The sequence below is a fragment of the Streptomyces sp. CC0208 genome (genome assembly GCF_003443735.1).
Taxonomy (GTDB): domain Bacteria; phylum Actinomycetota; class Actinomycetes; order Streptomycetales; family Streptomycetaceae; genus Streptomyces; species Streptomyces sviceus.
This window is the reverse complement of record NZ_CP031969.1, coordinates 8424483-8436756: the sequence shown is the minus strand read 5'-3', so window position 1 is coordinate 8436756 and position 12274 is coordinate 8424483. Positions and strand designations below refer to the sequence as shown.

At 70.8% G+C, this 12274-nt stretch carries 13 protein-coding genes; 8 read left to right on the top strand and 5 right to left on the bottom strand.

Annotated elements, in window-relative coordinates; all coding sequences use genetic code 11:
- The first annotated feature begins 79 nt into the window (after positions 1-79).
- The 4 genes from D1369_RS38745 to D1369_RS38730 all read left to right on the top strand — a co-directional run bounded on the left by D1369_RS38745 (position 80) and on the right by D1369_RS38730 (position 3487).
- Positions 80-1051, top strand: a complete 972-nt coding sequence (locus D1369_RS38745; protein WP_007379776.1) for an LLM class F420-dependent oxidoreductase — start codon at positions 80-82, stop codon at positions 1049-1051.
- Between the two features lie 94 nt (positions 1052-1145).
- Positions 1146-2201 (top strand): hypothetical protein, encoded by a 1056-nt coding sequence (locus tag D1369_RS38740; protein WP_037898827.1) that lies wholly within the window; start codon positions 1146-1148, stop codon positions 2199-2201.
- A gap of 61 nt (positions 2202-2262) precedes the next feature.
- Entirely contained in the window at positions 2263-2700 is a 438-nt protein-coding gene (locus D1369_RS38735; protein WP_007379778.1) for an SsgA family sporulation/cell division regulator, read from the top strand.
- Between the two features lie 94 nt (positions 2701-2794).
- Positions 2795-3487 carry a DUF2238 domain-containing protein gene (locus D1369_RS38730; protein WP_037898830.1) on the top strand — a complete coding sequence of 231 codons (693 nt, stop codon included), beginning with the start codon at positions 2795-2797 and terminating at the stop codon, positions 3485-3487.
- Here the strand turns inward: D1369_RS38730 and D1369_RS38725 are convergent.
- On the bottom strand, positions 3408-3893 hold the full coding sequence (locus D1369_RS38725; protein WP_037898833.1) for a DUF6328 family protein: 486 nt from the start codon (positions 3891-3893) through the stop codon (positions 3408-3410). The two genes, D1369_RS38730 and D1369_RS38725, sit on opposite strands and share 80 nt — an antisense overlap.
- Positions 3894-3969: 76 nt before the next feature.
- A complete protein-coding gene (locus D1369_RS38720; RefSeq protein WP_007379781.1) occupies positions 3970-4953 on the bottom strand; it encodes an aldo/keto reductase in 984 nt (327 codons plus the stop codon).
- Between the two features lie 152 nt (positions 4954-5105).
- Between D1369_RS38720 and D1369_RS38715 the strand changes: the two genes are divergently transcribed.
- Positions 5106-6803 (top strand): cholesterol oxidase substrate-binding domain-containing protein, encoded by a 1698-nt coding sequence (locus tag D1369_RS38715; RefSeq protein WP_037898836.1) that lies wholly within the window; start codon positions 5106-5108, stop codon positions 6801-6803.
- Here the strand turns inward: D1369_RS38715 and D1369_RS38710 are convergent.
- The 3 genes from D1369_RS38710 to D1369_RS38700 form a co-directional block, all read right to left on the bottom strand.
- Positions 6800-7414 carry a TetR family transcriptional regulator gene (locus tag D1369_RS38710; RefSeq protein ID WP_205574502.1) on the bottom strand — a complete coding sequence of 205 codons (615 nt, stop codon included), beginning with the start codon at positions 7412-7414 and terminating at the stop codon, positions 6800-6802. The two genes, D1369_RS38715 and D1369_RS38710, sit on opposite strands and share 4 nt — an antisense overlap.
- A complete protein-coding gene (locus tag D1369_RS38705) occupies positions 7411-8889 on the bottom strand; it encodes an MFS transporter (protein WP_037898838.1) in 1479 nt (492 codons plus the stop codon). Before D1369_RS38705 ends, D1369_RS38710 begins: the two co-directional genes overlap by 4 nt.
- A 92-nt stretch (positions 8890-8981) precedes the next feature.
- Complete coding sequence (locus D1369_RS38700; RefSeq protein WP_007379785.1) at positions 8982-10199, bottom strand: FAD-dependent monooxygenase; 1218 nt, start codon at positions 10197-10199, stop codon at positions 8982-8984.
- Between the two features lie 333 nt (positions 10200-10532).
- Here D1369_RS38700 and D1369_RS38695 point away from each other — a divergent pair, with 333 nt between their 5' ends.
- The 3 genes from D1369_RS38695 (at position 10533) to D1369_RS38685 (ending at position 12268) form a co-directional block, all read left to right on the top strand.
- The gene (locus D1369_RS38695; protein WP_037898841.1) at positions 10533-10877 is read left to right on the top strand and encodes a tyrosinase cofactor; all 345 of its coding nucleotides are present in this window, start codon (positions 10533-10535) and stop codon (positions 10875-10877) included.
- A 32-nt stretch (positions 10878-10909) separates the two neighbouring features.
- Positions 10910-11734, top strand: coding sequence for a tyrosinase family protein (locus tag D1369_RS38690; RefSeq protein WP_007379787.1), 825 nt, complete (start codon positions 10910-10912; stop codon positions 11732-11734).
- Positions 11735-11815: 81 nt separating this feature from the next.
- Positions 11816-12268: an SRPBCC family protein gene (locus D1369_RS38685; protein WP_007379788.1), complete on the top strand. Its 453-nt coding sequence runs from the start codon at positions 11816-11818 to the stop codon at positions 12266-12268.
- The last annotated feature ends 6 nt before the right edge of the window (positions 12269-12274 follow it).

Here is a 12274-nt window from a genome sequence, read left to right as displayed (position 1 = left end):
TCCTCCCCTGTCCACCGGTCTTGATCGAGAGGGGCTCGGAAGCCCGTTTTCCCCTCCGGTCACCGGGGACTCGAACCCCATGGTGCAGATCGGATACACGATGATGACCGAGCAGGCCGGCCCCCGTGAGCTGGTGGGCCATGTGGTGCGGGCCGAGGAGGTGGGTTACGACTTCTCGGTGACCTCGGACCACTACTTCCCGTGGCTGCGGTCGCAGGGACACTCACCGTACGCGTGGAGCGTGCTCGGGGCGGCCGCCCAGGCGACCTCGCGCATTCCCCTGATGACGTACGTGACGTGTCCTTCCTTCCGCTACCACCCGGCGGTGGTGGCGCAGAAGGCGGCGACCATGCAGCTGCTCTCCGAGGGCCGGTTCCGGCTGGGGCTGGGCTCGGGCGAGAACCTCAACGAGCACGTGGTGGGCGGCGGCTGGCCGTCGGCCGACGTGCGGCACGAGATGCTGGAAGAGGCGGTGGAGATCATCCGTGCGCTGTTCCAGGGCGGCCATGTGAACCACCGCGGGACCCACTTCGACGTGGAGTCGGCCCGGCTGTGGGACCTTCCGGACGAGCCGCCGCAGATCGGGCTGGCGGTCTCCGGCGACCAGTCGTGCGCCCTGGCCGGCCGCCTCGCCGACCTGGTCATCGCCACGGAGCCCAAGGCTGGCCTGCTCGACGCGTTCGACCGCAACGGCGGTGAGGGCAAGCCGCGGGTGGGACAGCTGCCCGTCTGCTACGACCCCGACCGGGACACGGCGATCAAGCGGGCGCACTCCCAGTTCCGCTGGTTCGGCAACGGCTGGAAGGTCAACTCCGAGCTGCCGCACCCCGATTCCTTCGAGTCGGCCACCCAGTTCGTCACCCCCGACGACGTGGCGGCGTCGATCCCGTGCGGCGACGATCCCGACGCCTTCGTCGAGGCCGTACGTCCGTACGCGGAAGCCGGCTTCACCGAGGTCGCACTGGTGCAGATCGGCGGCGAGTCCCAGCACGGGTTCCTGGACTGGTCGGAGAAGACGCTGCTGCCCGCGCTGCGTGACGCCTTCGCCTGAGCGGGCGGTGCTGCCCGGGCGGCGACCGGGGGTGCAATAGGCTTCCGAGCCGCACACCGTGCGGTCCGAACGAGCCTGCCCAGGAGAAGCACCCGTGACCCTAGCGATCGACCCGTCCGACACGACCTCCGAGGCCTCGGCCGAGACGTCCGGCGCGCCCTTGTCCGACCTCGTCGCGCGGGACGCCCGCGAGTTCGGGGTGTACGCGCGGACCGGCGGATGGGCCTTCGGCCTGATGGTGGCGCGCAGTGTGCGGCCCGGCGGCCAGAGCGCCGACGAGACCCCGAAGGTGTCCGCGAAGGAGTTCGCCGAGCTCGCCGGCTGCTCACCCGAGCGCGTCATGCGCTACTACAAGGCCTGGGACCGGGCCGCCGACGACGGCATGGTCCCGCACTTCGAGGCGCTCGCGCCGGGCCAGGAGGTGGAGCTGCCGGACGCGGACGTGTGGCTCAGCTACTACGTCTCCCGCAGCAGCGCCGGCTCCGAGCGCGGCACCGCCATCGCCGAGGCCGCCGAGGCCGAGGGCATCCGGCCGACGAAGGCCCTGGAGGTCGCCGAGAACCCGACCGCGCTGCGCGCCGCGATCCTCGCCGACCCCTCCACCGCCCGGGCCGCGCGCAGCGCGCTGCTCGACCGGATCAAGGAGGACCCGGAACTGCAGGCCTCCCTGGCCCGGGACGTGGTGCGCACGGACGACCTGAAGAAGGCCGTGGCCACCGAGAGCCGGGCGGCCGACCGGATCGGTTACGTCCGCCAGATCGCCGAGTCCGGGCAGGTCAAGACCCCGGCCGGGCAGACCATCGACGCGCCGGTCGACCTGCGCCAGGAGGCCGAGCGGCATCTGTCCCTCCTGGAGGAGCTGGAGGAGGACGAGGACACCGGCGAGTGGGCCGCCGAGGCGTTCGACACCATGAAGTCCCTCGTCGCCGAGGCCGTGGAGGCCGATCCGGAACTCCGGGTCCAGGAGCGGCGGACGAAGTTCTACAACAGTCTCCAGAGGGCCACCAAGGTGTTCGAGGAGCTGACCTTCGACGACGCCCAGGACTTCTACGAGGACGACATGGTCCAGCAACTGGAGGAACTCCAGCAGGCCATCGCCTCGTGCATCACGGCTTTGCGCACCGCGAAGAGGAATCACCCGGACAGCTGAGCATCTTGGGCGTAGAGGGGGTACTAGAGGGCTCTACGTCGTTCTTCCCGGAGGCCCCCAGGTGAACTCCTTCGTCCACAGGACCGCCCACAAGACCCTCGTCGTGCAACTGCAGGCGGGCGGCACGGGCCGGTGCCCCGTGCTCGCCCACCTGGGGTACGACGCGACGGACCCGTTCGCCGTCACCGCGGTGTTCAGCCATGACGGCCGGGTGCTGGCGCGGTGGCGGCTGGACCGGGAGATGCTCGCCGAGGGCCTGCGCGGCCCGGTCGGGGTCGGGGACGTGCGCTTCAGCCCCGTCTCGACCGGGGTCTGGGAGGAAGTGCGCATGGAGTTCCTCGGCGACGCCCGCTCCGACGGGGGCCGCCAGCACGCCGTGGTCTTCGCGTGGGCCCCGGCGCTGGCGTCCTTCCTGCGTGAGACCCGCGAGATCGTGCCGCCGGGCCGGGAAGAGGTCAGAGTGGACGACTTCCTGGCCTCGGTGATCGCCGGCGGCTGAAAGGGGGCCCAGCGCACGCGGCTTGAGTAGCCGTACTCATGCCACCGGCGTAGCCCTGCCCGACGATGAGGGCTCCTACGACAAGGAGTGCCTCATGACCGCTGTGCGACGGCGCCTGCCCGTCCTGCTCGCCTGGGCCGTGGTCGCCGCGCTGGCCCTGTCCGCCTGGGGCCCGCGCGACCGCACCACCTGGTTCCTGGAGACCGTGTGGGTCCTGGTCGGGCTGCCGCTGATCGTGCTGACGTGGCGCCGCTTCCCGCTGACCGACCTGCTGTGCTGTCTGCTGGCGGTCCACGCGCTCGTACTGATCGTGGGCGGCCACTACACCTACGCGCAGGTCCCGCTCGGCGACTGGGTGCGTGACACGTTCGGCCTCGACCGCAATCCGTACGACCGTTTCGGCCACCTCATGCAGGGGTTCGTGCCGGCGGTCCTCGTCCGGGAGCTGCTCGGCCGTACCTCGCCGCTGCGGGGCAGCCGCTGGCTGGCGCCGCTGACGGTGTGCGCGTGTCTGGCCTTCAGCGCCGTCTTCGAGATGCTGGAGTGGGCGGCCGCGGTGATCGGCGGTCAGGCGGCGGACGCCTTCCTGGCCACGCAGGGCGATGTGTGGGACACCCAGTGGGACATGTTCTGCGCGCTGATCGGTGCCACGGTCTCGGTACTGGTGCTGTCACGCCCGCACGACCGGCAGTTGGACCGGCTCGCCCTCACCGCGTCGTGTAACGCCGACGCGTCCACAGGGGCACTCCGAACCAGCACGCCAGGTACCAGGCCACGACTGCGGTGACGAGCCAGGGCACCCAGTCGTCGTGGGTCGCCACGCGCAGAACCAACAGCAGGGCGGCCGTCATCGTCGTCAGCAGGAGGACCAGCCCGACGAAGGTCAGCCGGGAGGCGATCCGCACGGCCTGGGGTTTGATGCGCCGGCCCGAGACGAGACGGTGCAGGGAGACCGGTCCTATGAGGGCTCCGGTGGCGCAGGAGCCGAGGACGACGGTCACGATGTAGATGACCTGGTCGGTGTGGGCCAGGTGGGCGTACTTCGGGGTGAAGACCACGGTGAGCAGGAAGCCGAACAGGATCTGCACACCTGTCTGCGCGACGCGGATCTCCTGGATGAGTTCGCCCCACATGCGGTCCGCGCGCTCTTCCTCGGTTTCGTCGCGGCCTGTCCGTCTCACCGTATCGACCATGCGGTCCGTGTATCCGGTGCCTGATCGTTCAAACAGCGCGGCTCCGGGAGCGGCCGTGTCCCGGAGCCGGGCGGGTTCACCAGCGGTTCTCGACCTGGTCCTTGATCCGGCGGTCGTAGAGGTCGCGGATCGCTGCGAGGGTCTCCTCGGACAGCGGCGGCAGTTTGGCGGCGGCCGCGTTGGCGCGGGCCTGGTCGGGGTTGCGGGCGCCGGGGATGACGGTGGTGACGCCGGGCTGCTCGATGATCCAGCGCAGGGCGAGCTGGGCCGGGCTGTAGCCCTCGGGTGCCAGCGCCGAGAACTCGGCGGCGGCCTCGACACCGGTCGTGTAGTCCACGCCGGAGAAGGTCTCGCCCACGTCGAAGGCCTCGCCGTGCCGGTTGTAGGCGCGGTGGTCGTTCTCCGGGAAGACGGTGTCCCGGGTGTACTTGCCGGACAGCAGGCCGGAGGCCAGCGGGACCCGGGCGATGATGCCCACGCCCGCCTCCTGCGCGGCGGGGAGCACCTCGCGCAACGGCTTCATGCGGAAGGCGTTGAGGATGATCTGCACGCTCGCCACACCGGGCCGGGCGATCGCGGTCAGCGCCTCCTCGCAGGTCTCCACGCTGACGCCGTACTGGGCGATGCGCTCCTCCTCGACCAGGGTGTCGAGGGCGTCGAACACCTCGTCGGTGGAGTAGACGGGCGTCGGCGGGCAGTGCAGCTGGACCAGGTCGATGCGGTCGACGCCGAGGTTGCGGCGGGAACGGTCGTTCCAGGCGCGGAAGTTGTCGAGGACGTAGTTCTCGGGGATCTGGTCGACGCGGCGGCCCATCTTCGTCGCGACCAGCACATGCAGGTCGGGCCTGCCGCTGAGGAATGCGGCGATGGTCTGCTCGCTGCGTCCGTCGCCGTACACGTCCGCGGTGTCGAAGAAGGTGACGCCCGACTCGGCGGCCGCCTCCAGTACCGAGAGGGCTTCCTTGTCGTCGACGTCTCCCCAGTCGGCTCCCAGTTGCCAGGTGCCGAGTCCGACGACGGATGCGTGCTGCTGCGACCTGCCGAATGTGCGCTCGTCCATGGCGTCAGTCTGTCATCTGTCGCCGACCTGCGCGGAACGGGTCGCTCCGGGGTGGGACCCGCGAATAGTTCACTCACATGGGTGACACGTTTCGACGCAGGGCATGCACGTGTCAACATCCGCCCTAGCGTGACCCCGTGACTGATCGTTCATTGAGCCACCACCCGCAGGAAGACTCGTCCTGGTCCCGTCGCGGCTTCCTCCTCAGCGCCGCAGCCCTGGCCGCCGTACCGGTTCTGCTGCCGGCCGATCCGACGGCCGCGGCCGAGGAGCTGCCCGGTTTCCCGGCTGGTGTGGCCCTGCACCGCTCGGCGTACCGGAACTGGGTCGGCGAGATCACCGCAGACGGGCTGTGGGCCTGTGCGCCCACCGGCCCGGACCAGGTGGTCGAGGTCGTCAACTGGGCCTGGCGGCACGGCTGGCGGGTCCGCGCCCGCGGCTCCTCGCACGGCTGGTCGCCCCTGACCATCACCGAGGGCACGGCGTCGGACGCGCCCGTCCTCCTCGTCGACACCGCCTCCCACCTCACCGGTCTGTCCCTGGACTCCGCCTCCGCCGTGCGGGCCGGCACCGGCGTCACGCTGGAGGCGCTGCTCACCTATCTGGAGGGGCACGGACTCGGGGTCACCGCCGCGCCCGCGCCCGGTGACCTCACCCTGGGCGGCGCGCTGGCGATCGACGCGCACGGCACGGCGGTTCCGGCCGCCGGGGAGCAGCGGCTGCCGGGACAGACGTACGGCTCGCTGAGCAATCGCATCCTGTCGCTGACGGCGGTGGTGTGGGACGAGGACAGCGGGGCGTACACCCTGCGTACCTTCAGCCGCGCCGAGGCCGACAGCGCCGCCCTGCTCACCCATCTCGGGCGGACCTTCGTCACCGAGGTCGTCCTGCGGGTGGGCGCCAACAGCAATCTGCGCTGTGTGAGCCGGGTCGACATCCCGGCGGCGGAGCTCTTCGCGGCACCCGGCGGTGACGGGCGGACCTTCGCGAGCTTCCTGGACCAGGCCGGGCGGGTCGAGGCGATCTGGTTCGCCTACACGGAGTTCCCGTGGCTGAAGGTGTGGAGCGTGGCGCCGACCAGGCCGCTGACCTCACGGCGCGTGACCTCGCCGTACAACTACCCCTTCTCCGACAACGTCCCGACCGTGGTGGCGGATCTGGCCGGGCGGATGGTGTCGGACGCGGCCTGGTATCTCGCGCCGGTGCTCGGCAACGCCCAGCTCGACGTGGCGACCGTGGGGCTCACGGCGACGCTGTCGGCGGACATCTGGGGGCCGTCCAAGAACACGCTGCTGTACATCAAGCCGACCACGCTGCGGGTGACGGCGAACGGGTACGCCGTGCTGACCGGCCGGGACCAGGTGCAACGGGTGGTCTCCGAGTTCGCGGACTTCTACCGGGAGCGGCTGGCCGCCTACACCGCTCAGGGGAAGTTCCCGGTCAACGGGACGGTGGAGATCAGGGTGACCGGGCTCGACGATCCGGCCGAGGCCGAGCTGGCCGGGGCGCGGGCCCCGCTGCTGTCGGCGCTGCGGGCGGAGGGGACGCGTCCCGAGTGGGACACCGCGGTGTGGCTGGACATCCTGACGCTGCCGGGGACGCCGTACGCGGAGGCCTTCCTGCGGGAGATCGAGCAGTTCCTGTTCGACGGCTACGAGGGGACGCGCGTCGAGTGGTCCAAGGGCTGGGCCTACACGGACGACGCCGTGTGGGCGGACGAGGAGGTGCTCGGAACGACGATTCCCGGGTCGTTCGGTGAGGCGGTGTGGGGGAAGGCGGCGGGCGTTCTGGACCGGCTCGACCCGCACGGCGTGTTCGGCAACGCCTTCCTGGACCGGCTGTTCCGCTAGGGCGTCAGGTGGGCCTGCACCGTGGGGGCGTAGCGGTCCACGAGGTCCTCCACGGCGGTCGCCCTCAGCTCGGTGCCCCGGGCGATGCCGTACATCACGCCCAGGCCGAGGAGAGTGCCCACCGCGAGTTCGGCGCGCAGGCCGGCGTCGGGCCCGTGCAGGCGCTGCGCGAGGCGATCCACCACCTGGGCGCGGAAGTTGACGCGCAGGATGTCGCCGTGCTCGCCCTGGACGGGGGCGAAGGCGATCCGGAGCAGGGGGTCGGCGCCGCGTTCGATCTGGCCGGTGAGGACGTGGTGGACCATGTGGCGGCCCAGTTCGTCCAGGGGGGCGTCGAGCAGGGCCGTCGCGTCGGACTCGAAGGACATGACGCGAGCGAACAAGGCGTCCTTGTTGCCGAAGTACTTCACGATCAACGGCGGGCTGACGCCCGCTCGTTCGGCGACCGCCTTGAGGGTGATGTCGGCGTGCGGGGTGCGGGCCAGGAGGTAGCGGGCCGCCCTGAGGATGGCGGCCCGGGTCGCCTCGGCGTCCCGGCGGGCGGGTGCGGAGGTGGGGGGCGTGGGGGTTGAGGCCGTGGGGGTTGAGGGTGTGGTGCTCACGGCACTCATGCTCCCTCCATCGCCTCGTCCCGCGCGCCCCGGGTGCGGCCCCTGGCCCGGCGGGAGCCTTCGGGCGTGGCGTCGCCGGGGATGGTCAGGGCCGCCGCGCAGGCCGCTAGGGCGACCGCGCCCGCCATGGCGAAGGCCAGCAGGTAGCCGTGCAGGGTGGGCACGGGCGCGCCGCCGACCAGGCTGGTGTGGTGGACCAGCACCGCCGCGACCGCCGCGCTGGAGGTGGCCTGGCCGATGGTGCGCATCAGGACGTTGACGCCGTTGGCGGAGGCCGTCTGCTCGGCCGGGACGGCACGCAGGATCAGCGTGGGCAGGGCCGAGTAGGCGAGGGTGGTGCCGGTGGACACCACGGTCGCGCCCACGATGACCATCCACAGATCGCGGCTGTCCGCGATGCGTACCGCGTAGCCGCACGCGATGACCGCGGCGCCCAGGGCAAGCGTGACGCGCGGGCCGCGGGACGTGGAGATCCGGGCCGAGAGCGGTGAGAACAGCAGCATGGTGACACCGCCCGGCAGCAGGCACAGGCCGGTGGCCACGATCGACAGGCCGAGCCCGTAGCCGGTGGCCTTCGGTGCCTGGACCAGCTGGGCCGTCACCAGGGAGTTGGCGTAGAACGCGAAACCGGTGAGCAGGGCGGCCACATGGGACAGACCCACCCGCGGGCGGGTGACGAGCCGCAGGTCGACCAGGGGCTGCTCGGTGCGCAGTTGGCGCCACCACCACAGGGCCAGGACGGCGACGGACAGGAGGAACAGGCCGAGGACGCGGAGGCTGCCCCAGCCCCACTGGCCGCCCTGGGACACCCCGAGCAGCAGACTGACCAGGCCCACCGCCAGTCCCAGGGCACCCGCCACGTCGAAGCGGCCCGGCTGTCGCACCGGCGACTCGCGGACCGCCCACGACACGGCCGCGACCCCGAGGGCGCCGAGGCCGCTGGTCATCCAGAACATGGTGTGCCAGTCGGCGTACTGGACGACCATCGCGGCCAGCGGCAGCCCGAGCGCGGCACCGACACCGACCGTGGAACTCATCATCGCGACCGCGGAACCCCGGCGCTCGGGCGGCAGTTCGTCGCGCAGGATGCTGATCGACAACGGCACCACGGAGGCGGCGGCACCCTGGAGGGCGCGGGCCGCGATGAGCACGCTGATGTCGGAGGACAGGGCGCACATCACCGAGCCGGCCGTCATCAGGACCAGGGACCCCGTCAGCACCTTGCGCTTGCCGTACATGTCACCGGCGCGGCCGAGCACCGGGGTCAGGACCGCTCCGGCCAGCAGGGTCGCCGTGACCATCCAGGAGACGGCGGCGGCCGAGGAGTGCGTGAGCCGGGGCAGGTCCGGCAGCAGGGGGACGACCACGGTCTGCATGACGGCCATGAGCGTGCCGCACATCGCCAGCACCGGCACGGTGAGCCGGGTCCGCAGACGTGCTCCGCGCGGCGGGGATATCGGGCCCTGCTGGTCCATCGGCGCTCCGGATTCGACAGGAGAACAGTGGGTGAATGGCAATTCACTTTAACGGTGAATCGCCATTCACCCAACACTTTTCCGGCCGGGCGCTACTTGCGGGAGGCCAGCTCCCGGGCGTGCACGCTGCGCGCCACCTTGGGTCCGAGCCAGCGCTTGAACCTGCGCAGTGCCTCCAGCTGCCCGGCGGCCTTGTCGAGCCGGTAGTACAGCTGGGGCGGGACATAGGGCAGCAGGGGCGAGTGCCGCTGGCCCAGCAGGGCGAACATCTGCTCCGGGGGCAGTCCGATGTAGCGGGGCAGGTTCTCGTACCACTGGGCGCTGTAGCGGGCCGCGCTCTGGACGGACAGCAGCTCCGACTTGCGCTGCCGCTCGTAGCGGGCGAGTGCCTGCGGAAGCTCGCCGTGCGCGTGCAGGGCGTCGGCCAGCGCGATGGCGTCCTCCAGGGCGAGGGTGGTTCCGGCGCCGACGGAATAGTGCGTGGTGTGGGCGGCATCGCCGAGCAGGACGAGGTTGTCTCGGTGCCAGGTGCGGTTGGTGAGGGTGCGGAAGGTCAGCCACTGGGCGCCGCCTGAGCCGGCGGAGCGCCCCATCAGTGGGTGGCCTTCGAGGATGTCGGAGAACAGCTTCTCCAGCAGGGCGAGCCCCTCGGCCTCGTCGGCACTGTCGAGGCCGAGGCCGGTCCAGGTCCGCGGGGCGCACTCGACGACGATGGTGCTGCGCTCGGGGCTGAAGGCGTAGCCGTAGCACCAGATCCAGCCGTGGTCGGTCTCGACGAAGGCGAAGGTGAAGGCGTCGAAGACCTTGCTGGTGCCGAGCCAGATGTAGCGGTTGCGGCCCTCTTCGGTCTCGGCGCCGAAGTGGTCGGCATGCCCGGTGCGCAGGGCGCTGCGCACGCCGTCGCCGGCCACGACGAGATCGGCCGCCGGGAGGCTCCCGGGGGTGATCTCGTGCTCGAACTCCAGGCGCACGCCCAGGGAGCGGGCCCGTGCGGCGAGGATCTCCAGCAGGCGGTGGCGGCCGATGCCGAAGCCCTCGTCACTGGCGCGCCGGGTGACCAGGTCGCGCACCCGGGCCTCGCCCTCGTTCCAGGTGACCGAGGCGCCCTCGATCGCGCGGGCCGACTCGGGGTCGTGGACGTGGAGTTTGTCGAGCAGTCCGCGCCAGTAGGTCACGCCCCAGCCGTAGGTCGAGCCCTCCGGGTCGCGCTCGTGGACCGTGATGTCGTGGGACGGGTCCTGCCGTTTCAGCAGGATCGAGAGATACAGGCCGGCGGGCCCGCCGCCGACGCAGGCGACCTTCACACGCACCCCTAGGAATTACCCAAAGCGGTCAATTGGCAACGCAGAGTAGCAGCCGGGGGACCGGGGGCCACACTTCGGATCACGTCACTTTCGCCACGTGAGGCGGGCCACTGCCTGCGGGTTCGCCCGCAAAGGATCATCAGATTCGCGGCCCGCGAGCGAAGGAATTCCTCCGTCCGGGTTCATGGAAGCCCTCTCCACAACAAGATCATCTTTGTTCAACGCTGTACGACATGTAGGGAATTGTCTGGATCACAGCCAACCGGTCACGAGCGATTTCTCCCGCTCTCGGCGGGGCCGATAGGCATGCGGAGTCCGTCAACTCAGGAGGCACACCGCATGCCGGAACTCACCCGCCGTACCGCGCTCACCGCGACGGCCGCCCTCGCCGCAGGGGCCGTCACCGCTCCGCGCGCGTCCGCCGAGGAGCACCACCACGGCTCACCCGAGTCCTTCGACGAGGTCTACCGGGGCCGCCGGATACAGGGGCGGTCCACCGGGGGCCACCACGGCGGCTACCGGGTGACGGTCGACGGCGTGGAGCTGCACGTGATGCGCAACGCCGACGGCACCTGGATCAGCGTCGTCAGCCACTACGACCCGGTGCCCACCCCGCGCGCCGCCGCACGGGCCGCCGTGGACGAGCTCCAGGGCGCACAACTGCTGCCGTTCCCCGCCAACTGACCGCCCCGTACGCCTCCTTGGAGCATCCGCACATGACCGTCCGCAAGAACCAGGCCACCCTGACCGCCGACGAGAAGCGCCGGTTCGTCGCCGCCGTCCTGGAGCTGAAGCGCAGCGGCCGCTACGACGCGTTCGTCACCACGCACAACGGCTTCATCATGTCCGACACCGACAACGGCGAGCGCACCGGCCACCGTTCGCCCTCCTTCCTGCCCTGGCACCGCAGATTCCTGCTCGACTTCGAGCGCGCCCTGCAGTCGGTGGACGACTCGGTGGCCCTCCCCTACTGGGACTGGAGCACCGACCGCTCCCCGCGCGCCGCGCTGTGGGGTCCCGACTTCCTCGGCGGCACCGGGCGCAGCCGGGACGGGCGGGTGATGGACGGCCCGTTCGCCGCGGACACCGGCGACTGGCCGATCACCGTGCGGGTCGACGGCCGCACCTATCTGCGGCGCGCGCTCGGGAGCGGCGTACGCGAGTTGCCGACCCCGGGCGAGGTGGAGTCGGTGCTGTCCATGGCGACGTACGACATGGCCCCCTGGAACAGCGCGTCGGACGGTTTCCGCAACCATCTGGAGGGCTGGCGCGGGGTCAACCTGCACAACCGGGTCCATGTGTGGGTGGGCGGGCAGATGGCGACCGGGGTCTCCCCCAACGATCCGGTGTTCTGGCTCCACCACGCCTTCGTGGACAAGCTGTGGGCCCGGTGGCAGCGGCGGCATCCGGACTCCGGCTATGTCCCGGCCGCCGGAACGCCCGAGGTCGTCGACCTCGACGAGACCATGAGGCCGTGGAACGACGTGCGGCCCGCCGATCTGCTGGACCACACACGCCACTACACCTTCGACACCCCGTAGGAGTCACAAACGGCGGTTTGCCCTCCGGGCCACGCGGTACCCGCGCCGCACACACCGAGAGGACGAAGGAGGGATTCACCCGTGTCGCAGGTCGAGGAATCCATCGAGGTCGGCGTGCCGGTGCACACCGCCTACAACCAGTGGACGCAGTTCGAGACCTTCCCCGAGTTCATGAGCGGGGTCGAGCGCATCGAACAGCGCACCGACACGCTCACGCACTGGGTGACCAACGTCAACGGCGTGCACAGGGAGTTCGACGCGGAGATCACCGAGCAGATCCCGGACGAGCGGGTCGCGTGGACCACGATCGCCGGCGAGGCCAAGCAGGCCGGCGCGGTGACCTTCCACCGGCTCGACGAGGGCCACACCAAGGTGATGCTCCAGATGGACTTCCATCCGGACAGCATCACCGAGAAGGTGGGCGACAAGCTCGGGTTCGTGAAGCGGCAGACCAAGGGCGACCTGGAGCGCTTCAAGACGTTCATCGAGGAGCGCGGTCAGGAGACCGGCGAGTGGCGCGGGGCGGTCATCTGATCGACG

Coding starts and splice junctions, on each gene's coding strand:
- D1369_RS38730 (WP_037898830.1), top strand. CDS start 2,795: ATGACCGCTGTGCGACGGCGCCTGCCCGTCCTGCTCGCCTGGGCCGTG.
- D1369_RS38745 (WP_007379776.1), top strand. CDS start 80: ATGGTGCAGATCGGATACACGATGATGACCGAGCAGGCCGGCCCCCGT.
- D1369_RS38725 (WP_037898833.1), bottom strand. CDS start 3,893: ATGGTCGATACGGTGAGACGGACAGGCCGCGACGAAACCGAGGAAGAG.
- D1369_RS38710 (WP_205574502.1), bottom strand. CDS start 7,414: ATGAGTGCCGTGAGCACCACACCCTCAACCCCCACGGCCTCAACCCCC.
- D1369_RS38690 (WP_007379787.1), top strand. CDS start 10,910: ATGACCGTCCGCAAGAACCAGGCCACCCTGACCGCCGACGAGAAGCGC.
- D1369_RS38705 (WP_037898838.1), bottom strand. CDS start 8,889: ATGGACCAGCAGGGCCCGATATCCCCGCCGCGCGGAGCACGTCTGCGG.
- D1369_RS38720 (WP_007379781.1), bottom strand. CDS start 4,953: ATGGACGAGCGCACATTCGGCAGGTCGCAGCAGCACGCATCCGTCGTC.
- D1369_RS38695 (WP_037898841.1), top strand. CDS start 10,533: ATGCCGGAACTCACCCGCCGTACCGCGCTCACCGCGACGGCCGCCCTC.